This window comes from Acinetobacter sp. YH12070 (assembly GCF_013419625.1).
GTDB lineage: Bacteria > Pseudomonadota > Gammaproteobacteria > Pseudomonadales > Moraxellaceae > Acinetobacter > Acinetobacter amyesii.
Genome location: NZ_VOZT01000012.1, coordinates 26,740 through 50,143, shown reverse-complemented (window position 1 = coordinate 50,143; position 23,404 = coordinate 26,740). Strand labels below are relative to the sequence as shown.

Below are 23,404 nucleotides of genomic sequence, written 5' to 3'. Positions count from 1 at the left end.
TGACCAGAATTAACTGTATTAGACGAGCCTAGGAAACTTAATCTTAATACTTTTAATTTATGGTCACAAGTATAAGCCTACCTTTAGGGTGGGCTTTTTTATAATAAGTCTAATTGCCCAATTTTATATTGATAGCTTTGCCATTCACCTTCACGAGGTTCACGGCTAATACCCGTTTCAGCTCGCCATAGCTCAATTAAAGCTTCACCGTTCTCATAATTTGGAACACCACCACGCGCCCATTCAGACACAGTGGAAGCGCCAGAGACAGGTAATACAAAGGCTATTTTCTCATGTGTCCAACCAAGACGACCTAGATCCAGAATCATTCGATTAAAGTCCGGACGTTTGTAGCCACGGAGTTTGACAATAAATTCCTTTACCTTTTTTTGAGTTCTGAGGTTTATAAATCTATCTGCTGGTGACTTTTTGAATACAGTAGAGTCGATACCTTGGCCATTAATAAACATCATATTGTATTCCCCTGGATTTGATTAAGTGCATCATGATCTAGATTGGTAAATTGACAGTACTTCAGCTGGGCATGCATATACGCAGTACCAGCTTCTCCGTGGCGGTTCTTTCCTACAATGGCCTCGGCAATACCTCGGTATTGGGATTCTTTGTTATAAACTTCGTCCCGGTACAAAAAAATAATTTGGTCGGCATCTTGTTCAATTGCACCTGATTCACGTAGATCCGACATCATTGGTCTTTTATTAGGTCGCTTCTCTAACTCACGATTGAGCTGAGATAAAAGAACAATGACGCAATCAAACTCTTTGGCCATGGCTTTCAGCTCACCGGTAAAATAAGCAATCTTTAAATCCTCCCGGGCGAATTGCTTTGTTGTCTTCATGATCTGAAGATAATCAACAAGGACCACACCGACAGAGCCATACTGATGTTTTACTTTACGGATAGATTCCCTGATATTTGCAATAGATGGTCGGGAAGTATCATTGATCTGCATTGGCACTTCTTTCAGCATCACCACGGCGTCTGTATACGCCGTAAATTCATTTTTAGGTAATAGGTGGGGGGAATTACGCACTACTCCAATATCTGCTGGTGCAATCGCGCAACAGAGACGCATGGCGATCTGTTCTTTAGGCATTTCTCCAGACATGATGAGGGCAGGCTTTTTCTGTATGACTGCTACATTGTTTGCAATGAGCTGGAGCATAGTCGTCTTACCCATTGCAGGTCGTGCAGCCACCACCATTAGGCAACCAGGTTCAACATCGCCTAGTTTCTTGTCGAGGTCATAGATACCAGTCTGGATTCCTTTAATCATCGAATTGCCAGCAATTGCAGCTTCAATCTTACGGTGCATCTCAAGAAATGTATTGGATGCAGCATCATGAATATGAAAGAGGGATTCACTTCCAGATTCAGTATTCAGATCTGCAAAAGCAGTTTGTGCATTCTGGACCAGCTCACCACGGCTCACAGTTAAGTTCCGAGCATGATTAATCACCTTCATGGCTTCAGCTTCAACTTGCCTGCATGTCGTAAGATCCTTCAATTTCTCAGCATAAGACACTAGGTTATAAAAGCTGGAAGGGGCATCACCTAAAATTTGCATGATGTATTGCTCACCACCGGCAGCTTCAGAATAGTTATGCATTTCTAGCCACTGATTTACTAATACAGCGTCATATGGTGAATTCTTCGAATCCAGATCAACTACAGCCTGAAAAATCAATTTGTGGCGTGTAGCATGGAAATCATCTTCAGTAAGTAGGTTCTCAACTTGGCCATATGAATTTGAAACAGTCATCAGTGCTGCAAGTACAGCTTGTTCAATTTGTAGATTATGAATAGGCGTATTCATTGAGGACCTCCTAATAGGCTCTTAGGCTTAGTCGGTAAATTAAGAAATGGCTGAGCAGTATTAGCTTGCTGTCCGGTCGGAGACTGACTGCCATATTCAGGATTCTGCTTTTTGTAGCGATCAAACTTGTCTACGATCCAAGCCGTGAACTTATGTAGTTTTTTACTGTCAGATAGGCCGCTATTATCAAAATAAGAGTTGAATGCACTCAGCTCGAATTCAAAGCTAGGTAGGTCAAAGATTAGGTCTATATTGTTGCCATGACCTGCCATCTTTATCTTTGTTATCAACTGATCTACATCAGGAATCCAGTCATGCTCTTGAGAGAGATTCATTGGTAGATTCCCTGATAGATTCTGCACCCCGTTTTTGGGATCATTTAACATCCCGTTTTTGGGGTTATTCAAAGCACCATTTTCGGGATCATTCCCATTTTTGGAATCATTCCGTTTTTGGGGTTGTTTAATGTTCCCGTTTTTGGGTGTATTGGCATCATCTAAATTTTGGGTATAGTCCTCACGACCCTTTACGCCGTTGAGTTTTAGAACCCTAACTCGTTTAGTTGGTCCCGTGCGTTCACCTGTATCTTCAACTAGGCCCAAGTTGATTAACTCTAAAATAACTTTTTGAACTGTTTTTTTGTCCAACACGGTATCTTTGGCCAGGCGCTCTATGCTTGGCCACGCTGTGTGTTCTTCACCGGCCCTGTCTGCTAATGAAAGCAGAACGAGACGTTGTGATGAGTTATTTACTGGAGCAGTCCAGGCCCAGCGTGTTGCATCAATGCTCACTAGATCCTCCTTGCTGATGATGGTTTTTCAGTACCGTATTCCAAAGACGTTCTGGAGTAATACGTACTGATTCAACATATGCAGCTGATGGGAGCATTGTTGTCTGATCGACAGTAGGTTTTGGCTGTACTTTAGTTTGCTCTGAGGGGGTAGAAGGCTTATCCATTTTTAGTAGCCTCCCACTGTATTTCATAATTTTCGCGTTCAATGTCGAATGTATTGCTATGGCTCCCTGCCAAGTAAGCAGCAATATGAATTAAGTGCTCAAGCGTTCCAAAGACGGCGCCATGAGTATTTTGCTTAATGGCCTCTTTGACTACTTCGACTTCATCTTTAACTTGATAGAACATGGTCTCAAGCCATGATGTGTTTTCATAAGCTAATGAATATGCATCGTGCAGATCACCCGCGTTGTAGTGATCATCGGGTTCTTGTTGATGTCTCTTAAGCTCAAGGCTATAGGTATCTGCCTGGCTGTTAGCAAGTTGCTGGGAAATTATGATTAGATTTTCTAGTTCAGCAAAAGCAGAGGAGTCAGCTCTATCATTTTCTTGTACAAATGCTTTAACGAAAGCCGTTGCTTTACTGATTTGATTGGCCAGAGTTCGAAGCTGTGTGGCAGTTTCAGATGCAAGTGAGTAAGCATTGATAATATCTGCGACACTGTAAAAAGGAATTGATTGTTCTGAAAATTGAATTTGTACTTTAGCGTTCATGATGAATGCGCTCCTATGTTTTTTGGAGCTTCGTCAATCACGACCAAATGATTTTGGAGACGAAGCTGAAAAGGGTTGGTCGACAGGTAACATAGGGAACCTGCACACTCGAAAGTGTCCCCCTCCAGCTCCGCCATAACATGCGGATGCATAGAGATTTTACGCACAAAAAAAGCCCGAAGAGCGGACTGTGCGCCTATGTTACTTTTGCAGCCGACCAAAGCTGATTCAGTGATTTTGCACCGAACACGATCAATATAGCCGATCATTTTTAATTTGAGAAGCCTTAAACAGAAAATATTTTGAAAACTCATGGCCGCTCCCCAAACCTTTTAGCTAGGATCTGCATACCTTTTGGCAATATGAAGAACTCAGTCTGTGTGTAGCTGTATGATTGACCTGAAGGCTTTACACCTTCTTTGAGTGAATACTTAGTTTCACAGTACCCGCGGTTTTCACTGTAATAAGTTGAAGCCCTGGCACCATTTAAGTAGCGATCCCAATTATGTTTTCTCAACCATTCCGCCAATGTCTGCTGTTTGATATTCAGGATCTTGCATGCTTGTTGAAATTTAACGCCGTGCTCCGTATGCGTAATCGTTTCTATGGCTTTTGACAGTACTTGGTTTTCAGCACTTAACTGGAGATTCTGTTTAGCTTGGACTTCAATCGCCTGCAGGAGATGCTGAGGATTACTGATATCAAATGCTGGGGTCTGCTGCTCAAGCTCATACCAGCGTTTTACAATTGCTGCGGTAAACTCCGGGCAGAGCTGAGCAACCACAGTAATTGAATCAAGCTTTCCTTGTTCACCAGAAAACACATATTCAGTACTTGTACGGCCGTTTGTAGGCTTTTCCACCGTTGGTGGTAAAGCTATAACGAGGCGTTCAGCTAAACGTTCGATAGTCCTTTTTACAGAATCTAGGCGTATTTTCGTAATAGCTGCAATATCCGAACTAAGCATCTGTTGCGATGGCAAAAAGGAAGTGATGGAAGTATTCATGATTAAGCCTCCAATCCTCTAGAAGCCATCCATGCTTCAACATCTTCAATACGCCATGCGGTGATGCGTTCGGTTAGCTTAATTGGGGTAGGGAACTCACCAGCGCGCACTTTGTCCCAGATAGTTGTTTCACCCATCGGGAGCAGACCCTGACGTTCAGGACGTGCTTTGATGATCCGAGTTGTTCCGTCTTTAGCGATGTACTTGCGTTCTTTACGTGCAGCCGTAGTTGCAAGTTGTGACATGCGATAAAAGCCTTTTGGCGCCGTAGTTTGTTGTTGAGTAGACATGAAAAAACCTCTAACTATGTGCCGTACTGCAACGGCGTTAGAGGTAGTATGTTGTTGGTTCTTATATGTTAATAGATGGAAAGTTCCACTTGATCTATATTAAGTTTCACTTGATATATATTTTTCTTTGGTCCTTCCAGGCTCTCTAGAATAAGGAGGAGCTACTTCTTTAATCCAGTCTTTTAATGATATGGCCTGATCAGGCAATTCAATACGGTGTTCGGTCTGGCTTAGCTCTGCATAAACTGTAATAGCCATTTCTTTAATTTTAATTTTGTTATCCCTATCTTGACTCCATAGATAATTAGCTAGAGTTTTTGCTGCTAATTTAGCTCGTTCTCTGGCTGGGCTTATTCCACGAGGCTTTAAATCCATTTTCTTGATCAAAGTTTCACGAGTTTCAACGGGTGTACCTTTTTGAATTAAAGAGCCTTCAATAATTCTGGATAGTTGATAATGGGTTATTAGAAGATCTGTTCTAGATATGGCTTGGGGTATAGCTGGCCGTCCTTCCTTTTCAATTTTACTTTCGATCACAGGAGTTGGCGTGACAGTATTATGGCTGAACAGAGTGTTTTCCTCCCAGAGCTCAATCCAAGCAATATGGATGTTTTCTACGGAAGCAATAACATCTGCAGAAAGGGTGCATTTACCAAGCTCTCCTATCAACTCAGGGGCAAGAGGCGGCTTAAAGGCTTCTAAAAAAAGGTTCTTGGGATTTCTTGTAAAAGAATCTTGGATATCTAGAATATTGCTGAAAAAGATACCTAAGCTGCCATCGGCAACAATATTTTTTCTTAAAATTAATTCGTTAATTAGTTCTCGCTTTACCTCAAGCAGACATCCGTCACGTAAAGCTAAATTAAGTCTTGCCGTAATAATGGCCTCTAATGTGGCATCCATATCAGAATGCAGGCTGGTATAACCGCCATGTTTATCTACATCGGCATACTCCTCCCATTCTTCCGACATTTCTTCGCCGTAGGCTGCGTAACCTTCCCAGCCTCTTACAAAAATGTAGAGTTGTAAGTCATATACCAACGCCATATTTAATAGCTTCTTGGCATCATAGTAATCAACTTCCAAGGCTCGGTTTAACTCTTTTGCTGCATCTTTCAATGTATAGAAAGGAGCTGGATTTTTAATATCTTTAATATTACTCATGACCATTTATCCTTTTAGAAAACGCAGCAGAGCTATGCCATCTTGGTATTAGGTTTAAAGTGAATTAAATTTTCACTGTCATTATTTGGCTTGAATTTCGATACATCACCACCTTGACGAAGTGTGTCGAGGTAATCAGCCCAGAGCTGCATCATTTCACGTCGACGGCGTAAAAACTTGGTTCGGTTATAAGCTGTGCCATTAGGGTCTCTAACCTTATGAGCGAGCTGGTGCTCTACAATATCGGTTCTAAATTCGATTTCTTCATCCAGCAGTGTTCGCGCCGTTGCCCGGAATCCATGAGCTGTATGTTTCCCTTTAAAACCCAATCGTTTTAATACCTGGGTAAGAGTGTCTGTACTCATGCATTCAGATGAAGTTTTGACACTTGGAAAAACGTATTTTGAAGTGGTCCGCAATTCTTCAAGTTCTTTGAGAATGTCATACGCTTGAATTGATAACGGTACGATGTGGTCTTGATTGGTTTTACTTGCTGCAAAGGACAGGCATCTATTTTCAAAGTCTACCGATTCCCAAAGTAGGGTTCTGACTTCCCCAGGGCGCTGGTAGATATATGCTGATAACTTTATTGCTAACTCAGTTCTAATTCTCGTACGTGGAAAGTCTTTGGTTAAATGCCATGCTTTGCGCAATAGATCTGCCAGCTCTTTCTCATCAGTTACGGCGTTATGATTGCCCTTGATAGGTTGAGGTAGGCTAATGTCGGGAGCTGGGTTATAGGTGATGATTCGGCGCTTTAATGGAAGTTTAAGCACCATATTTATAATTGACTTTACACGCCTGGCTGATTCAAGTGCATCACGTTCAACGAGCGCATTAGTCACATCTCGTTCCAGCTGTTCGGTGGTCAACTCAGCAACCGGTAACTTTCCAATAAACGGCAATATATCTTTATTCAGCTTACGAATAGTTTCATGATCCACCTTTCCTTCACGTCTGCGAATCTCTAACCATTCTGCAGCAAATTTACTAAAAGTATTCTCTAGGGTTTCTAGCTGTTCACGTTTCTTATTATTGCGCTGCTCGGCTGGATCGATGCCATCTGCCAGCATCTTCTTAAACTCATCACGTTTGGATCTTGCTTGCTCAAGGCTAACCATTGGGTAGGTGCCGATTGCCAGGGTGTTATATTTTTGAGTTACTGGTCGACGATAATCCATTCGCCAGTATTTCGCTTCTGTTTCATCAATCAATAAATACAGTCCACCGCCGTCAGGGTGTCTCTGTTTCTTTGCGCCATTCACATCAAAGCTAAGATTTTTTACCTCTTTAGCGGTCAGTTTATTAGACTGTTTTGCCATTCTGATTTCTCCTGGTTGTCGGTATAAAATCAGCACTTTTGGGGAGTTTCTGGTCAAAACTTAGCTGATTTGGATTTATACCGACAAATATACCGACAAAGTTGTCGGTATACTACCGTTATTCCCCGTAGTGCATCGGGCATAAAAAAAGGCTTAACCCCTTTAGGATCAAGCCTTTTGCACTACGGTAAACTACCGTAAAAGTCGAATTTGGCGGTGAAAGAGGGATTCGAACCCTCGAAACGCTATAAACGTTTACACACTTTCCAGGCGTGCTCCTTCAGCCACTCGGACACTTCACCTTTTGCGCGGTGGATAATAGCGAAAAAAATATATTCTGCCAAGAGAAACAATTGAATTAGACAAAAACATCTTGAGCGGTGCTATGATTCGCAAAAATCCTGTCTAAATTGAAGACAATTATATGCAAAGTACTGCACAAAAAGCCGCATTGCCTGCCATCACCTTGGCAGCTTTGGGCGTAGTATTCGGAGACATTGGGACGAGCCCATTATATGCGCTGCGCCAATGTTTCCTCACAGCACACTTGGCGATTAGCGAAGCGTCTGTGCTGGGTATTCTGTCCCTGATTTTCTGGTGCATCATGCTGACGATTAGTTTTAAATACGTCAGCATCATCATGCGCGCAGATAACAATGGCGAGGGCGGTATTATGTCGCTGTTGGCCTTGAATCTACGAACCACACGAATTGCCGAAAACAAAAAAATCTACCTGATTGCCCTTGGCTTTATTGGGGCATCTTTGTTCTTTGGTGATGGGATCATTACCCCCGCAATCTCTGTGTTATCCGCGATTGAAGGCTTAAGTATTGCGACGCCGATGTTTAACCAATGGCTGCAACCCTTATCGATCGGTATTTTAGCGGGGCTATTTTTAGTGCAACGCCATGGCACAGGCACGATGGGTAAATTCTTTGGGCCTTTAACGCTCATGTGGTTTTTATCCATTGGTGGTTTTGGACTATGGAGTATTTCGCAAACGCCATTTGTGTTGACCATGATCAGTCCACATTGGGCCTTCAATTTTGTGGTTCAGCAGCCTTATGTTGCATTTTTGACTATGGGTGCGGTTATCTTGACGATGACGGGTGGTGAGGCAATCTATGCCGATATGGGGCATTTTGGCCGACTCCCAATCCGCTTGGCATGGTTTATTGTGGTGATGCCGTGCTTGCTGTTGAACTATGCGGGTCAAGGTGCTTTGCTACTGCGTAATCCTGAAGCTTTAGCCAATCCATTCTATATGCTGATTCCTGAATGGGCATTGTATCCAATGATTGCTTTGGCAACTGCGGCCGCGGTGATTGCCTCTCAAGCGGTGATCACAGGGGTATTCTCCATGGTCAATCAGGCGATTCAATTGCGTTACTTGCCGCGTTTGACAGTGAAACATACCTCTGAAGTTGAACGTGGTCAGATTTATTTACCATTTATTAACTGGGCATTGTTTATCTCGGTGCTGATCTTGATCTTGCTGTTTGAAAACAGTGCGAATTTGGCCAGTGCGTACGGCGTAGCTGTGACCATGACCATGCTCTGCGGTACGATTTTGATCTCAGTTTTAGCTTATGGTTTATGGCGTTGGCCGGTTTGGAAAGTGGCGATTTTTGCAGTTCCATTTTTATTGATTGATTTGATTTTTGTTGCATCGACATCATTAAAAATCGCAGCGGGCGGTTGGGTTCCAATCCTGATTGGTGCGGTATTGTTTACGATTTTAATGACGTGGAAAGATGGACGGGCATTGGTGCTCAATCGGCTCGGTAAAGATGCTTTGCCTATTGACCTGTTTATTCGCAGTGTTAGCATGGGTAGTGAAACCAAGTTTGTTCCAGGTGATGCCGTATTCTTGACAGGAACGCCTGAGATCGTGCCTCATGCCATGTTGCATAATATTAAGCACAACAAAGTTCTGCATGAACGCAATATTATGGTTACGGTCAACACCCGAGATGTGCCATTTGTACCCGAAAATGAGCGGGTGATCACGGAAAAACTAGATGATCGATTCTATCGAATCACGATGTTTTATGGGTTTAAAGATCAGCCGAATATTCCTGCCGCTTTGGAGCATGCGTATCGTGAATTGGGATTTGAATTTGATTTAATGCAAATCAGTTTCTTTATTTCCAGAGACCGTATTATTCATACCTTGGGTGAAGGCATGGCACCTTGGCGAGAAAAGCTGTTTATCTCTATGCAGCGAAATACCAGTCCAGTCAGCGATTTTTATCAAATTCCAACCAACCGTGTGGTTGAGTTGGGCAGTCAGATTGAAATTTAAGACGTAGATTGAACTTTTAGGCATAGATTTAAAAGTTAGACACGAAAAAGCCAGATCAATTCTGGCTTTTTTTTATCTGTAATAATTAAACTTTTTAGTCCAAAGACATAGAGATCATTCTGTTGCTTTTTCCTGGGAGGAGTATGCGAGCAAAACAACAGAATGAAGATGTTGCGTTATTTGATCCTTGAAAATACGCTGATTAGTTGATTGTCGCGTCTACATCTGCAGAGGCTTCAGGCGCAGCTTGGATGGCTTCGTCAGCAACAGGTGCTTCTGGGTTGGCTTGAATTGATGCATCTGCAGGATTTACACTTTGAGTCTCAGGTGCTGCCATAAAAGCATCTTGTTGTGCTTGAGGAGCTTCAGGCAATGCAGCCGATGCGCTATCGGCATTCACTGGCGCTTCTGCAGAAGAGGCAATGACGGGTGCAGCGTTGTTATCCGCTGATACGGCTTCAGGTGTATTGGCCACTGCTGTTTGTTCAGTTGGAACGGACTGCTCTGTAGGTGCAGCAGCTACACTTTGTTGTTCATTTGCGAGTGCATTTTCCGCTTCAGTCACGGCTTGTTCAGCATTTGCAGGGACTGCAGGGGCATTCGGATCGATTTGGTTTGCCTGAGCCTGTTCAGGGTTTAAGGGCTGTTCTGTTGCAGCGGCATTGACTTGTCCGGCAGGTGCTTCAAGCAATTGAACTTGACCACTTGATACCAAGTCCTGAATAGAACCGGGTTGACCATTCACAGTGGTCACAATTTTGACTTTAGACAAGCTTTCTAAAGTGTCACCGGGTTGAATCGGCGGCTCTGCAAATGCTGCTGCGCTCATTAAACCTGAAATTAAACCTAAACCTAAAATTTTAGAATGCATAGTCACTCCGTATATTTTTATCGCAATTTTTCGTATTTTTACCTTGTCATAATTCTTGAGGCGAATTCAATGAAACATACGCAACTGCTTCATGACTTCCTATAAAGACCTGCACAACTGCGACATAAAGTTACATCAACTGCTGCTTTGTTAAACAATATTTGTGTGATTGTTAAGCAAATTAAAAAAGAAAAGTGTACTAAAATTTTCACCCTTGCTAAGCTGCGGAAAAATAGTCCTTTTTAGAAGTCATTGTTGTAAGTCATGGTCAAAAAGAAACGCAATTCAGCAAATCCGCTTTCACAGTTATTTGGGCAAAATGGCATAAAAGTGCTTTTAGGTCTGGTGGCAACAGGGAGCTTTGCAATTGCTTTCGGGCAAGAAAAAATTCAACAACTTGTTTCCATGAGCAGCAGTTCAAATAGCGCTTGTTTGGACCAGTTTTACCGTGAAGTGCCGCCTTATTTGGTCCGTGAAAGCTTACATAAAAACAGTTTCCCCCTGTGTTTTAATGGCTTTAATGTCATGTATTCAGGGATATCCAAGACACCACTTTGGGTTGCAGAAGCATTAACCCCCGCACGGCTGAGTCAAAAAATTCCGCGTGAAGATAACTTTCATGAAGAGACTCGCGTGCCGTCTGAATATCGGGCTTTGCTGTCAGACTATAAATCTTCAGGCTATGACCGTGGACACATGGCACCCAATGCAGATATGCCCAATAAAGCGGCACAGTTAGACAGTTTTTCTTTGGCCAATATGGTGCCGCAAGCTCCAAAAAATAATCAGCAAGTGTGGCGCGAGTTAGAAGAAGCCACACGGGCGATGGTGACCAAACAAAAGCAAGATGTCTATGTGGTGACGGGGCCGGTGTACAGTGCGAAAAAATTAAAAACCATCGGGCAAGGGGTCATCGTGCCGACCGCGACTTATAAGGCGATCTATTTGCCGAAAAAAGGTGTTGCAGGCGTGTACTATGCGGACAATACCTTGCGTGATACGGCACCGACAGTCAAAGTCATGAGTATTTGTGCGCTAGAAGAACTGACTGGAATTAATTTCTTTCCAGAATTAACTGAAGACCAAAAGCGTAATACCTACCGTTTGCCACTCAAAGCCACCCAAGTAAAAGCAAATCAAGATATCGCTTATTTGCATTGGGATGCTGAAAGCCAGTGTGCTGCAGATGTCGCAGAAGACAAGATTTTAAGTTTGCAAAAAGAGTTTAAATCGAGTGGTGGTTCTGTGGGAGAGACATCCATGGCAAGCAGTGAAAATGACAACAATCAAGATGCCTTGGTCAAACAATTGATTGAAGAAATTCTGCAATATCTGCTACAGATTTTGAAATAATTGAGTAGATAATAGCGCTGAACTGCGAGCGATGAAGAGGATCATTGCTTGCAGTTGAAATCTTTTTCACGTATTTCTATTGCTGCATCACTACAACAAAAAAGAAGGATATCCAACATGTTTAAAGCATTTGAAAATGACACAGCGTCGCATGCAATTCATGACTTAACACTAGAAAATGGCCAAGATCGAATTAATATTTATGGCAACTTACAGGTGACGAAAGACCAAGCAGGTTTAGCTGCAGCGAAAGCTTTACAGGCATTTTTCAATGATGTGGTGACCACGCTTGAGGCAGAAACCAACTTAGCTGAAAAAATAGCGCAGGGCGGTGAAGAAAACGAAGTAGAAAATCCATTTCTTTAAAGCTGTGTCATCGGCCGTCGAAGGAAGCAAAGCTCAATTCGGGATGAATGAAAAAAAGCTCACAGATTGTGAGCTTTTTTATGGTGTCTTCTTCTATTTATTCGTCTTTTGCCATCAGTTTATAGATGACCGCACCAATCACCGCACCAATGATTGGGGCTACCCAAAATAGCCAAACTTGTGATAGCGCAGCAGTTTCAGCAAAGAATGCCACACCCATACTACGCGCTGGGTTGACCGAAGTATTAGTGACGGGAATGCTGATCAGATGGATCAATGTAAGCGCAAGACCGATCGCAATTGGGGCAAATCCAGCAGGGGCACGTTTATCCGTTGCTCCCATGATCACAATCAGGAAGCCAGCCGTCAGCACAATTTCAATGACTAACGCTGAGAGCATAGAGTATTTACCTGGAGATAATTCACCATAGCCATTGGTGGCAAAACCGCCGACTCCTGTAAATCCGGCCTGACCTTGTACAATGATGAATAGAATAAATGCGGCGAGGGTTGCACCCAGCAATTGAGAAATAATATAGGGTGCTAGTTCTTTCGCTTCAAAACGACCACCGGCCCACAAGCCGATACTCACGGCAGGGTTAAAATGTCCCCCTGAGATATGACCCAGCGCATAAGCAGCCGTTAACACCGTTAAACCGAAGGCCAGTGCCACGCCTGCGAAGCCAATGCCAAGTTCAGGAAAGGCCGCAGCCAAGACCGCACTACCACAACCACCAAAGACCAGCCAAAACGTACCGATCAGTTCTGCTAAATATTTATTCATTTAAAATTCCATTTGTTTTTGTCATTTGGAATAGATTTTCAATCTTTCACTCAGCATGAGTGCAATATAGTTGTGAAGTGTTGTTTTATTCATTTATTGAATATGCATAGCTTTAATGGATTTTGCTGAAAATCACAATATATAAAATGATAACTGCGTCACATTTTAACTTGCTGCTTCAATTTGCGATAAGCGCCATTGCTGTGGGGTTAAATTTCGCCATTGTTTAAAAGCACGTTGAAATGCACTCTGTTCTGAATAACCCAGCAGTAGCGCAATTTTTTGCAAACTTAAATGTGGGTCTCTTAAAAATTCTTCAGCCATCATACAGCGGACCTCCTGCATGCGTTGCTGATAGGTGCTGCCTTGTTGTTGTAAATGGCGTTGTAATTGTCGGACGGACAGATTCAGTTGAGTAGCGACATGTTCAATTTGGAACTGATTTTTTTGTAAACCCATTAAGATGGCTTGCTGTAAGCGTTGGTCGATTTGCGTGGTATTCGGCAGCTTTTCCAATAAAGACTGTGCCTGTTGCATTAACAGTTTTTGTAAGGTCTGATCGCCTTGGGAAAAGGGGCGAGACAGTTCTTGAATGGGAATAATAACCTTCGACTTTTCTTGGGAAAATCGAACTTTACAGCGAAAATATTGTTCATACTGAGCGACATTTTTCGGTGCAGGATTATGAAAATGCACTTCGTGTAAATTGATATCTTCAAAACGCATGAATAATTTTAGAAACTGCAGCATTAAGGCAATCGCAATTTCATCGGTCAATTGATTGGCCATATTCATGGGTAAATCATTCCAACCGATCGAGAAAAAATCATTTTGAATATCAATCAGCAATGGACTACCATCGAAGATTAAGCGATGAAAATCATGGTAGCGGAGCAGCGCTTCGCCTAAGTTTTCACAGGACAGGGCAATATACGCAATGATGCCAATATGTTTGGGTTGCACATGTTCTGCAATTTCTAAACCCAGCGCTGGCTTTTGGATCTTTTGATCCAAATCCATCAATAAATCACGCCAAACGGCATAATCAAAACGTTCTAAGTTTTGAACTTTATTCAGTTTTTCAGGAATAGCAATGCCTTGAGCTTGGTGATAAGCATAGAGCAAATGGCCCAGTCCTCCATAGACCGATCCTGTATAGTCCTTGAGTTGTTGCATATTTTTTTAATTCTAAATTTTGTCGTGTTTTGTCAATAATATTAAAAAAAACGGTCAATATCTAGCCCTCTTCATTACCTATAGTGGAGCTAAGAAAAGGAGATATTGGTCATGTTAAAAGGTTTTATTGCAGGGTTGGTCGTCGCCAATGCCTTTGAATGGGTCGCGCATAAATATGTTTTGCATGGGACACATCGGTCAGGCAAGCCACGTTTTAGTCCAGTACCGAAAAGCATGAAATCACATTGGGAACATCATCGTGAAGTTCGAAAAACAGATTTTCATGATCATGGCTATGTTGAAGGTGTACAGAACTGGCGCACGAAAAATGAAATATTGTCACTGGTGGCAGTTTCAGCGGTATTTGTCCCGCTGTTTTATCCCATTTCCAAAGGAATGAGTTTGTCTGTGCTGTATTGCGCAGGGAATTATTATTATATCCATCGTCGCGCACATCTTGAGCCAGAGTGGGCGATGAAAAAGATTCCATGGCACTATGACCACCATATGAACTCAAATCAGGATGCCAATTGGTGTGTGACTAAGCCGTGGTTTGATTATATTTTAGGGACTCGAGTGATCTCCTCGGCAAAATTACAGGAACAGAACCCATTGGGTGTGTTACTACCGACAGCGATTGCGAAACCATTGTCACACTGGGTCAATCGGGTATTTCCTGCAAAGTGGGTCGCTGAGCGTGAAAAGCCAGTTGCACTTCTTGAAACGGTCTAATGTGAAAGCGTTGTACGTTGTGACAACAAGCTTTTCTACCCAATTGAGTTGTCGCAATTTGTCAACAAATTATGAATCTACTGTCAATCAAATGCAGTGCAAATGCCCTATATTTAAATCATCAAAAGGCTTGTACACGACGAGTTGATTGATGAAGTTGCTATGTATATTTTTTCATTTGTTTTAAGTATCAGACCAAGTGCTGTAGTTTTTCTTGGTTTATAGGAGCCGACAAGGCTCCTTTTTTTATGTCTATAGTGGATGAATTAAATTGACGATTCGCTGCTACAACTCCATGGCGTTGCATCAAAAACACCAAAGCAAAAAAAGAGCGAATCATCGCTCTTTTTCAATCCTCATTGAAAACGAATCAATTAAAGACGCATTTCAATGCCTTGTTCTGCAAGATATTTTTTCGCTTCAGGAATGGTGTGTTGACCAAAGTGGAAAATAGAGGCTGCAAGCACCGCATCTGCGCCACCTTTTAAAATGCCATCGGCCAAATGTTGGAGATTACCGACACCACCAGAAGCAATGGTTGGAATGGTCACACGGTCATTGATGTTACGCATCAGTTCAAGGTCATAACCGGCTTTGGTTCCGTCAGCATCCATCGAGGTGATGAGTAATTCACCTGCACCGAAGTCCGCCATTTTTACTGCCCATTCGATGGCATCGATACCGGTTTCTTTACGACCACCGTGGGTGAAAATTTCCCATTTATTGTCGCCAGTTTTTTTTGCATCAATAGCAACCACAATACACTGTGCGCCAAAACGCTGAGAGGCTTCTTGTACAAATTCAGGGTTATAAATAGCCGCAGAGTTAATCGAAACTTTGTCCGCACCCGCATTTAATAACAGGCGGATATCTTCTACTTTACGCACGCCACCACCGACTGTTAATGGCACAAATACAGACTCAGCCATACGCTCTACCGTACGGTAAGTGGTATCACGACCATTTGAGGTTGCGGTAATGTCTAAGAAGGTAATTTCGTCCGCACCTTGTTCGTTATAACGGCGTGCAACTTCAACTGGATCGCCTGCATCACGAATATCAAGAAATTGAACACCTTTCACTACACGACCGTTGTCCACGTCGAGGCAAGGAATAATACGTTTAGCAAGCATAATTTTTTCCAAAAATAACAGCCGATTATGAAACTTCGCGACTTAGATGCTACACCTTAGTAGTCGGAGCGGTTATTCTATCAAAAATATGTAAGTTTTTTCGCAGGTTTTCTATGTCGGTTTATACCACTTTGACTTTAAAGGAAGTTCAGGATTTTGCAGCACCTTATGGACTGGAGGTGATTGACCTGATTCCGATTCAAGGCGGTATTCAAAATACCAACTATTTTATTGTTTGCGAAAATGGCACGCAGTATGTATTAACTGTTTTTGAAGAGATGGACGAGCAAGGTGCAGGGGAACTGGTCCCTGTACTTGAACATTTGGGGCAGGCTGGTCTAGCTGTGCCTGTACCGCTGAATCATTCGGGTAAAGCGATTCATAGCTTAAAGGATAAACCTGCACAGATTGCGCCACGCATGCAAGGTCAACATCCGATGCCTGCGAGCTTAGCGCAAGCAGAAGTGATTGCTGTTGCCCAAGCGAAAATGCATGTGGCTCTACAAGACTTCCCTTTGGAACGTGCAGAATATCGTGATCATGCTTATTGGTTACAAGTTTCACGCGATATTCGTCCAACATTAAATGAAGCAGATACCACGTTGCTCAACAATCTGTTGGGCTTATATGACATCTTAACGGCGATGTATCCAGACCGTCCTGCCGGTTTTATTCATTCTGATCTGTTCCGTGACAATACTCTATTTGAAGGCGATCAACTCAACGGTATTTTAGACTTTTATGAGTTAAATAAAGACGAACTCTTGTTTGATATTGCTATTACTTTAAATGACTTCTGTACTGAATATCCGGATGTGCATTTGAATGAAGACAAAGCCATTGCCTTTTTAAATGCATATGAAAGCGTGCGCCCATTAACCGCAGATGAAAAATCATGTCTAGAGTTATATTTGGCAATGGCGGCGGGTCGCTTCTGGATGATGCGTTTACAGGTGGCACAGAAAAATGCTGCAGAAGGCCGTACAGGGGATGATATTTTGCAGAAAAACCCTGCTGAAATGCGTAATATGCTGATTGAACGATTAAAATTCGTCACAGCATAAATTTTAAAAACAACGAGAGGGAAAAGCATGCGTGATCAAGGACGCTTAGTAGAATGGTTTGATGATAAGGGCTACGGCTTCATTCAACCGAACGATAGCACTAAAGATCGCGTATTTTTGCACATTAAAGACTTTTCCCGTCCCGGCCCACGACCAATCGTGGGCTGCGCGTTGGATTATGCTGTGATCTTAGACGAACGCGGACGCTTTCGTGCGCAGCAAGTGCATTATTTAAAAGCCTCACAAACTAAGGCTGCGCAAAGCCCCAATAAAAAAAATGTGGTGCAGATGCCGCGTCAGGCAGAGCCGATGCAAATCTTGTGCATCATTTATATTCTCGCCTTGGCGGGCTTATCTGTGGCGGGTTTGCTCAGTGGAATGGTGCTGCTTTTTGTAAGTATTATCAATGTCCTGACCTATTGGTTCTATGCGCAGGATAAAGAAGCTGCGCAAATGGGGAACCGACGCGTGCCAGAAAATACACTGCATCTTTTGTCTTTTTTAGGTGGGTGGCCGGCGGCATGGCTGGCTCAGCAACGTTTGCGGCATAAAACACAAAAACAACCGTTTCGAAAAATATATTTCTGTACCATAGCCTTTAACATATTACTGATTTTATGGTTAATTTCACCATTTAATATCCTGCATATCTAGGGTGGAACGATCCGCAAAATCATCATGACGGAGAGCGAAATGAATTATTCCATTGATAAAGATCCAAACCGCCTGCTCACGATTATTTTGTATATTCTTTATATTGTGGCGATTTTTTCTGCCGGCTTGCTTGCGGTCCTCGCGTTGATTATCAATTACGTCAAACGCAGTGATGTTCGCGGCACGATTTTTGAAAGCCATTTTACTTGGCAGATCCGTACGTTTTGGTGGTATCTCATTTGGAACATCATTGCTTTCGTGCCTTTTATTTTTCTGTTCTTTACCGGCAATAATGCCAATGCCTTTGCGGGTGTGGCACTGGGAGCGAGTACCTTCTGTGTCACGGTGATCGGACTGTCTTGGTTATGGATTGTGTACCGCGCGATTAAAGGTTTAATTCGTGTCAATGACAACAGACCGATGTATGAGTAAATACAGCAGTATAATGACAAGCGACCCATGGGTCGCTTTTATTTTTTTCGTTTGACCATTCGATAGGCGGCATCAAAAAATGCTCTTTTATAAAGCAATTGCACATAAAAGTGCTTAACTTTGGTTATTTAAGCAAAATTGACTATACATTTTTAAGAATTATAACTTACATTTTTAATAAAATAACTTTGCTTATTTAATTTTATTAATTTACATATTTATTTTTATTATTTTACATTCTTAATAATATAAATTTACGTTTTTACTAAAATAAATTTACATTAATGTATAGTTGTTTATTTAAATTATTTTCTGGATTTTTATTTAAAATTACACCAGTTTAGGTATTAGCTATAGAATCGACCACGGCGACGGCGCATACCTAAAACGTGTATTGCGCGTACCAATACCGCATACGAAACAGGATAGCTAAATCGCTGTTCAAATAATGGAACTAGATCACTAATATTTTTAAATTTTGTATTTTTTACAAATACTTGAAATTCATTCCAGTCGCGAATGTGGCTCGGTGCACCACGGTTTTTTGCGGCTTTTGGGAGCAAACTTCCGGTCTCTTCCTCCAGGCGAATCCAAGCATCCAAGGTGACTCGAGAGATGTTAAACTCTTTGCATACAGCCACTTTGTAGTCAGTTTTTTTATACATCTGAATGGCTGATTTTCTGGTTTCTAAATCATACTTTGGCATTTTTTGAATCATCATTAAAATAATGAATGAATATTATATGGCATGTTGATTGCAAAAGAACCTGTAACGCAAATAAATATAGTTCAGGTGACGTGCATGGAAACTTCAGCGTCTGTTTTAAAAAAAATGTCTTTATGGCAAGTGGTGATCATTGGTGTCGCATATATGACGCCAATGGTTGTATTTGATACCTTTGGCATTGTCTCAGGTATTACCGATGGCCGTGTACCACTGGCCTATATTTTGGCTTTATTTGCCATGCTCCTCACTGCATTTAGTTATGCGCGCTTTAGTAAACATTCGGATAAATCGGGTTCTGCTTATACTTACACGGCAGAATCCTGTGGGCCTCAAACTGGATTTTTTGTCGGTTGGTGTTCTTTACTGGATTACATCATGTTGCCTTTGGTTAATGCGCTGTTGGCAGGCATTTATTTAGAAGCGGTCATTCCAAGCGTACCGTATTGGGCGTGGGTGATTTTATTTACCAGCTTGGTCACTTTAATCAACTGCTTTCGTATCAATATATTGGCCAACTTAAGCATGATCTTTGTTTGCGCACCTATATTGCTGATGGGCTTTTTTATTTATTTGGTCATTCAAGGGGTAGGGAGTGAGCAAGGTTATGCGCATGTCTTGACGCTCACACCGCTATTCAATGGTGATACGTCAATTTTGCCACTCATCGCAGGGGCTTCAATCCTGTGCTTTAGCTTCTTAGGTTTTGATGCAGTGACCACCATGTCACATGAAACTAAAGATCCGAAACGTACTATTCCGCGTGCGGTTATCCTCACCACGCTTACGGGCGGTGTGATTTTTATTACGGCATCCTGGTTTGTGCAATTGTATTTTCCAACCAATGTCCGTTTTAACAATCCAGATGAAGCGCTGCCTGAGATCGTCCTGTACGTGGGCGGGGCGCTATTCCAATCGGTATTTTTATGCGCCCAAATTATGAATACATTTGCCTCAGGGCTTGCCACGCATGCCAGCGCATCACGCCTGATTCATATTATGGGACGAGATGGCATTTTCCATAAAAGCACATTCGGTCAAGTCCATAGCAAGTTGGGCACGCCTTTATATGCAGTCTTGTTGATTGGTTTGATTTCCTTGGCAGCCATTCGTTTAGATTTAGCCACCGTGGTCAGCATGATTAGCTTTGGTGCCCTCATTGCCTTTACAGCTGTGAACTTCTCCGTGTTTATGAAGTTTTATGTACGTGATGGTCAACGTCATGGTCTTAAAAATATCTTTCTCAACCTGATTTTACCACTGCTTTCAGTGGCTACGCTGATGTGCCTTTGGGTGAATTTAGAACACAACGCCTTGGTTTGCGGTGGCATTTGGTTGGCAGTAGGCGTTGTATTGTTCGCTTATAAAAAGTTAAGAAAACAAAACATTGTGATTGGTAGTGCGTATTAAGTGGCTGAAGCCTCTATAACGATTAAATAGAATTGATAAATAGGAATGTAAATAAAATGAATACAAAGCCAAAATTTGTAAATGATGTTGAATATAAAAACAGTGTCAATGTGCAAAGCGGTAAAGAGTGGAATTGGGTCAATCCTGTGCGTGGCAGTTTTGATTTTCCAGCCAATTACTATGAAAGCTCATTAAGCGCATGGCAGGCTTTTGATGCCCTTGATGCAGATATTGAGTGTGATGTGGTGGTGATTGGTGGTGGCTTATTGGGTGCGTCCACGGCACTGCATTTGGCAGAACAAGGTGTAGATACAGTATTGGTCGAAAAAAACCGTATTGGTAGTGCTGCATCGGGGCGTAATGGTGGGCAATTAACCCCAGGCCTGGCGCGTTGGGAAGCAGGGGAAATGATTGAGCACTTTAGTTATGAAGAGGCTAAACGCTTATGGCACTTCACTTCGACGGAGGCGATGTCTTTAATTGACCAAATTGCGCAGAACTATGATTTAGATCTACAACGCAAACATCAGCACATTACCGCAGCCGTACACCCAGGGCATTTGGTGGGTTTAACCGAAGGTGCAGATGCGCGTAAATATTTGGGTGAAGACCATACCCAGATTATGGGCAAGCACGAGTTGTTTGAGCATGTGAAATCGGAAAATTATTATGGCGGTTTACTCGATACCCTCGGCGGGCATATTCATCCTTTGGCTTTAAACCGTGGCCTTGCTTATGGTTTTAGTCAACAAGGTGGCAAAATTTATGAGCAAACCGAAGTGCTGTCGGTGGATGAGCGTGAAGATGGGATTTATGTGACGACTACTGGCGGTGTGATTAAAGCACGTAAGAGCGCCGTGATTGGGGTACATCATGCCTCATTTAAACTGCTGCAAAGCCATAATCAAACCACCATTCCATTTTATACTTATGTGTGTACCACAGCGCCCTTAGAGCTCGATCTTGCTGAAATTCTGCCGAGCGATGCACCTGTGTACGATACACAGTTCCAAATTGATTATTATCGCGGGGTATCTAAAAACCGTTTGCTGTTTGGCGGTGAAGGGACGGGTTCTTGCTGGACGCCTGAAAAAACCCATGATTATTTACTGAGCCGAATCAAGCATGTGTTCCCGCAATTGAAACAGGTTGAGCTGGATTTTGTTTGGAGTGGCACCACAGATTTAACCATGAATGGCGCAGCCGATAGCCGTAAGTCCGATGGGAAATATCCGATTTATGCCGTGCAAGGCTGGAGTGGTCATGGTGTGGCGCAAACCGTGCGTATAGGCAAAGCCATTGCCGATGATTTTTGTGGCAATGCCGATGATTTTAAAATGCTCACCAGTATTCAGCATCAGGACATTTTGTTTGGTCGCGCACTTGCACCGATGGTGATTCCAATGGCGAAAACCGCTTATGGGCTGGGGGCTATGGTCAATCCGGGCAAGATGGTGTCCTTCTAAATTTAAGCCTCCTTTATTTATGAAGGGTATCATGCAAAACAGCCCTCGTCATTGAGGGCTGTTTTGAGGGTTAAGATATTTCTTCTGTAGTTTTATCTATATTTTTCTTTAACCATTTCGGCCGCCATTCACTCACAATCACACCCAGAACAACACACAGTCCGCCAATGAGAGCGAGCGGTGTTAAGCGTTCACCTGCAAGCCGCCCAATGATCGCGGCCCAAACCGGTTCACCTGCATAGATGATTGCTGCCTGTGCAGGATCGACCATGCGCTGCGCCCAGTTCATCACCAGTTGAATTACGGCGCTGGCCAGCCCCAATCCGCAGAGTACAGCGATTAATGGCCATTCAAATTTTGGCAAAGTGGTTTCACCCACCAGTGGAGCGAAGCAGAAACAGAACAGAGAGGCAAATGCCAACTGTAGAACCGTCACTCTGCGCAGATTGACGCGGGGCGCAAAATAGCTGATCAAGATAATTTCAAAGGCAATGGCAATCGAACCGAGCAGCGTAATGATTTGTCCAAAATTGAGCTGAATAGCGCCAAAACCATTACCAGTTAAAAAGACCAAACCAACAAAAGCCAAACACACACCCAGCCATGTCATCAGATGTGGTTTATGCCGAAAACAGAGCCACATAAAAATCGGAACCAGCGGGACATACAGCGCGGTTAAAAAAGCCGATTCGCTGCTGCTGATACTTTGTAAGCCGACCGTTTGTGTCGCATAGCCAATCGCAATCACAGCGCCAATACTTGCGCCCGCAATGACATCGTATTGAGAAAAATGTCTAAGATATTTGAGCGATAACAGACTCACAGCCAGTGCAGCTGCGGCAAAACGTAGACCGACAAACAGCACGGGACTGCTGAAATTTAAACCGTATTGCACGGTGATAAAACTGGCACCCCAAATCATGGTAATCAGGATGAGTGCGAGCTGCGGGAACTTGGCTTTCCAAGCAGATTGGACGGTTGACATGTGTATTTGATTGTTCGAAGAGGGGAAATAAAAATGAGAAATAAAAAAAGAGGCCCGAAGACCTCTTTTCTGCTCGGGAAAATTACAAGCTTTGTTGATCAAGCAGTAATTGAGCTTCACGAAGGTTCAATGTGCCTTCATAAATTGCACGACCGGTAATCGCACCTAAAATACCCGGCTGGCCTTTTAAGTTACGCACGTCGTCAAGGTTGGTCACGCCACCCGATGCAATAACAGGTAAGCCTGAATACGTTGCAAGGTTAACGGTTTGTTCAACGTTCACACCTTGCATCATGCCATCACGTGCGATGTCGGTGTAGACAATGCTTGATACGCCAGCATCTGCAAAGCGTTTTGCCAAATCAGTAGCTTTCACGTCTGTGACATTTGCCCAACCATCAGTTGCCACCATGCCGTTCATGGCATCGATACCGACAATGATATGGCCTGCAAATTTTTTGCACGCTTCTTCAACAAATTCAGGCTCTTTTACTGCTTTTGTACCAATGATGACAAATGAAACGCCGGCATCAAGGTAGTGTTCAATGGTTTCAAGAGAGCGGATACCACCACCAATTTGAATTGGCAATTCAGGCTGTGCTTTAGCAATCGCTTCAACCACAGGCTTATGAATCGGTGTACCAGCGAAAGCACCGTTTAAATCTACCAAATGTAAGCGACGCGCGCCTTCATTTACCCAATGCTGTGCAGTTGCCACTGGATCGTCAGAAAATACGGTATCGTCTTCCATACGACCTTGTTTTAAACGGACACATTTGCCATCTTTCAGGTCAATTGCAGGGATGATCAGCATGCTTTCGC

26 protein-coding genes and 1 tRNA gene are annotated in these 23,404 nt (G+C 42.8%); 9 read left to right on the top strand and 18 right to left on the bottom strand.

Annotated elements, in window-relative coordinates; translation table 11 throughout:
- Positions 1–98: 98 nt before the first annotated feature.
- The 11 genes from FTU17_RS05350 to FTU17_RS05300 all read right to left on the bottom strand — a co-directional run bounded on the left by FTU17_RS05350 (position 99) and on the right by FTU17_RS05300 (position 7,428).
- Entirely contained in the window at positions 99–473 is a 375-nt protein-coding gene (locus FTU17_RS05350) for a hypothetical protein (RefSeq protein WP_180134831.1), read from the bottom strand.
- Positions 470–1,837: a replicative DNA helicase gene (locus tag FTU17_RS05345; protein WP_180134830.1), complete on the bottom strand. Its 1,368-nt coding sequence runs from the start codon at positions 1,835–1,837 to the stop codon at positions 470–472. Before FTU17_RS05345 ends, FTU17_RS05350 begins: the two co-directional genes overlap by 4 nt.
- Positions 1,834–2,628, bottom strand: a complete 795-nt coding sequence (locus FTU17_RS05340; RefSeq protein ID WP_180134829.1) for a helix-turn-helix domain-containing protein — start codon at positions 2,626–2,628, stop codon at positions 1,834–1,836. The genes FTU17_RS05345 and FTU17_RS05340 overlap by 4 nt, the downstream gene beginning before the upstream one ends.
- Positions 2,618–2,794, bottom strand: coding sequence for a hypothetical protein (locus tag FTU17_RS05335; protein WP_180134828.1), 177 nt, complete (start codon positions 2,792–2,794; stop codon positions 2,618–2,620). Before FTU17_RS05335 ends, FTU17_RS05340 begins: the two co-directional genes overlap by 11 nt.
- The gene (locus tag FTU17_RS05330) at positions 2,787–3,344 is read right to left on the bottom strand and encodes a hypothetical protein (RefSeq protein ID WP_180134827.1); all 558 of its coding nucleotides are present in this window, start codon (positions 3,342–3,344) and stop codon (positions 2,787–2,789) included. The genes FTU17_RS05335 and FTU17_RS05330 overlap by 8 nt, the downstream gene beginning before the upstream one ends.
- Positions 3,341–3,658, bottom strand: a complete 318-nt coding sequence (locus FTU17_RS05325) for a hypothetical protein (RefSeq protein ID WP_180134826.1) — start codon at positions 3,656–3,658, stop codon at positions 3,341–3,343. Before FTU17_RS05325 ends, FTU17_RS05330 begins: the two co-directional genes overlap by 4 nt.
- Entirely contained in the window at positions 3,655–4,350 is a 696-nt protein-coding gene (locus tag FTU17_RS05320; RefSeq protein ID WP_180066413.1) for a phage antirepressor KilAC domain-containing protein, read from the bottom strand. The genes FTU17_RS05325 and FTU17_RS05320 overlap by 4 nt, the downstream gene beginning before the upstream one ends.
- Positions 4,351–4,352: 2 nt before the next feature.
- Entirely contained in the window at positions 4,353–4,640 is a 288-nt protein-coding gene (locus FTU17_RS05315) for an AlpA family transcriptional regulator (RefSeq protein ID WP_111034214.1), read from the bottom strand.
- 99 nt (positions 4,641–4,739) lie between these two features.
- On the bottom strand, positions 4,740–5,804 hold the full coding sequence (locus tag FTU17_RS05310; protein ID WP_180134825.1) for a hypothetical protein: 1,065 nt from the start codon (positions 5,802–5,804) through the stop codon (positions 4,740–4,742).
- Positions 5,805–5,836: 32 nt separating this feature from the next.
- The gene (locus tag FTU17_RS05305) at positions 5,837–7,126 is read right to left on the bottom strand and encodes an integrase arm-type DNA-binding domain-containing protein (RefSeq protein ID WP_180134824.1); all 1,290 of its coding nucleotides are present in this window, start codon (positions 7,124–7,126) and stop codon (positions 5,837–5,839) included.
- A 211-nt stretch (positions 7,127–7,337) separates the two neighbouring features.
- A tRNA-Ser gene (locus tag FTU17_RS05300) sits at positions 7,338–7,428 on the bottom strand.
- Between the two features lie 122 nt (positions 7,429–7,550).
- Between FTU17_RS05300 and FTU17_RS05295 the strand changes: the two genes are divergently transcribed.
- The gene (locus FTU17_RS05295) at positions 7,551–9,431 is read left to right on the top strand and encodes a potassium transporter Kup (protein WP_078193161.1); all 1,881 of its coding nucleotides are present in this window, start codon (positions 7,551–7,553) and stop codon (positions 9,429–9,431) included.
- Between the two features lie 202 nt (positions 9,432–9,633).
- On the opposite strand, the gene FTU17_RS05290 is transcribed toward FTU17_RS05295, so the two are convergent.
- On the bottom strand, positions 9,634–10,302 hold the full coding sequence (locus tag FTU17_RS05290) for a hypothetical protein (RefSeq protein ID WP_180134823.1): 669 nt from the start codon (positions 10,300–10,302) through the stop codon (positions 9,634–9,636).
- A gap of 264 nt (positions 10,303–10,566) precedes the next feature.
- On the opposite strand from FTU17_RS05290, the gene FTU17_RS05285 reads away from it, so the two are divergent.
- Entirely contained in the window at positions 10,567–11,655 is a 1,089-nt protein-coding gene (locus FTU17_RS05285; protein ID WP_180134822.1) for a DNA/RNA non-specific endonuclease, read from the top strand.
- Positions 11,656–11,772: 117 nt separating this feature from the next.
- A complete protein-coding gene (locus FTU17_RS05280; protein ID WP_180002780.1) occupies positions 11,773–12,021 on the top strand; it encodes a hypothetical protein in 249 nt (82 codons plus the stop codon).
- A 97-nt stretch (positions 12,022–12,118) separates the two neighbouring features.
- Here the strand turns inward: FTU17_RS05280 and aqpZ are convergent, their stop codons facing one another.
- Positions 12,119–12,805, bottom strand: coding sequence for an aquaporin Z (gene aqpZ, locus FTU17_RS05275; protein ID WP_180002782.1), 687 nt, complete (start codon positions 12,803–12,805; stop codon positions 12,119–12,121).
- A 165-nt stretch (positions 12,806–12,970) separates the two neighbouring features.
- Entirely contained in the window at positions 12,971–13,981 is a 1,011-nt protein-coding gene (locus FTU17_RS05270; protein ID WP_180054213.1) for an AraC family transcriptional regulator, read from the bottom strand.
- Positions 13,982–14,092: 111 nt separating this feature from the next.
- Here FTU17_RS05270 and FTU17_RS05265 point away from each other — a divergent pair, with 111 nt between their 5' ends.
- Complete coding sequence (locus tag FTU17_RS05265; protein WP_180025920.1) at positions 14,093–14,713, top strand: hypothetical protein; 621 nt, start codon at positions 14,093–14,095, stop codon at positions 14,711–14,713.
- 374 nt (positions 14,714–15,087) lie between these two features.
- On the opposite strand, the gene hisF is transcribed toward FTU17_RS05265, so the two are convergent.
- Entirely contained in the window at positions 15,088–15,849 is a 762-nt protein-coding gene (gene hisF / locus FTU17_RS05260; RefSeq protein WP_306674445.1) for an imidazole glycerol phosphate synthase subunit HisF, read from the bottom strand.
- Between the two features lie 110 nt (positions 15,850–15,959).
- Here hisF and FTU17_RS05255 point away from each other — a divergent pair, with 110 nt between their 5' ends.
- Genes FTU17_RS05255 through FTU17_RS05245 form a run of 3 tightly spaced genes read left to right on the top strand, consistent with a single transcriptional unit; the run spans position 15,960 to position 17,996 of the window.
- Positions 15,960–16,910: a homoserine kinase gene (locus FTU17_RS05255; protein WP_180009257.1), complete on the top strand. Its 951-nt coding sequence runs from the start codon at positions 15,960–15,962 to the stop codon at positions 16,908–16,910.
- Between the two features lie 27 nt (positions 16,911–16,937).
- Positions 16,938–17,564 (top strand): DUF1294 domain-containing protein, encoded by a 627-nt coding sequence (locus tag FTU17_RS05250; protein ID WP_180065226.1) that lies wholly within the window; start codon positions 16,938–16,940, stop codon positions 17,562–17,564.
- Positions 17,565–17,603: 39 nt separating this feature from the next.
- Positions 17,604–17,996, top strand: coding sequence for a hypothetical protein (locus tag FTU17_RS05245; RefSeq protein ID WP_168378990.1), 393 nt, complete (start codon positions 17,604–17,606; stop codon positions 17,994–17,996).
- 347 nt (positions 17,997–18,343) lie between these two features.
- Here the strand turns inward: FTU17_RS05245 and FTU17_RS05240 are convergent, their stop codons facing one another.
- Positions 18,344–18,703, bottom strand: a complete 360-nt coding sequence (locus FTU17_RS05240; RefSeq protein ID WP_180050672.1) for a helix-turn-helix domain-containing protein — start codon at positions 18,701–18,703, stop codon at positions 18,344–18,346.
- A gap of 96 nt (positions 18,704–18,799) precedes the next feature.
- Here FTU17_RS05240 and FTU17_RS05235 point away from each other — a divergent pair, with 96 nt between their 5' ends.
- A complete protein-coding gene (locus FTU17_RS05235) occupies positions 18,800–20,131 on the top strand; it encodes an APC family permease (RefSeq protein WP_168378992.1) in 1,332 nt (443 codons plus the stop codon).
- Between the two features lie 56 nt (positions 20,132–20,187).
- Positions 20,188–21,597, top strand: a complete 1,410-nt coding sequence (locus tag FTU17_RS05230; RefSeq protein ID WP_180108829.1) for an FAD-binding oxidoreductase — start codon at positions 20,188–20,190, stop codon at positions 21,595–21,597.
- Positions 21,598–21,667: 70 nt separating this feature from the next.
- Here the strand turns inward: FTU17_RS05230 and FTU17_RS05225 are convergent, their stop codons facing one another.
- A complete protein-coding gene (locus FTU17_RS05225; RefSeq protein ID WP_180134821.1) occupies positions 21,668–22,582 on the bottom strand; it encodes a DMT family transporter in 915 nt (304 codons plus the stop codon).
- 82 nt (positions 22,583–22,664) lie between these two features.
- Positions 22,665–23,396 (bottom strand): 1-(5-phosphoribosyl)-5-[(5-phosphoribosylamino)methylideneamino]imidazole-4-carboxamide isomerase, encoded by a 732-nt coding sequence (gene hisA, locus FTU17_RS05220; protein WP_078190493.1) that lies wholly within the window; start codon positions 23,394–23,396, stop codon positions 22,665–22,667.
- Positions 23,397–23,404 lie beyond the last annotated feature (8 nt).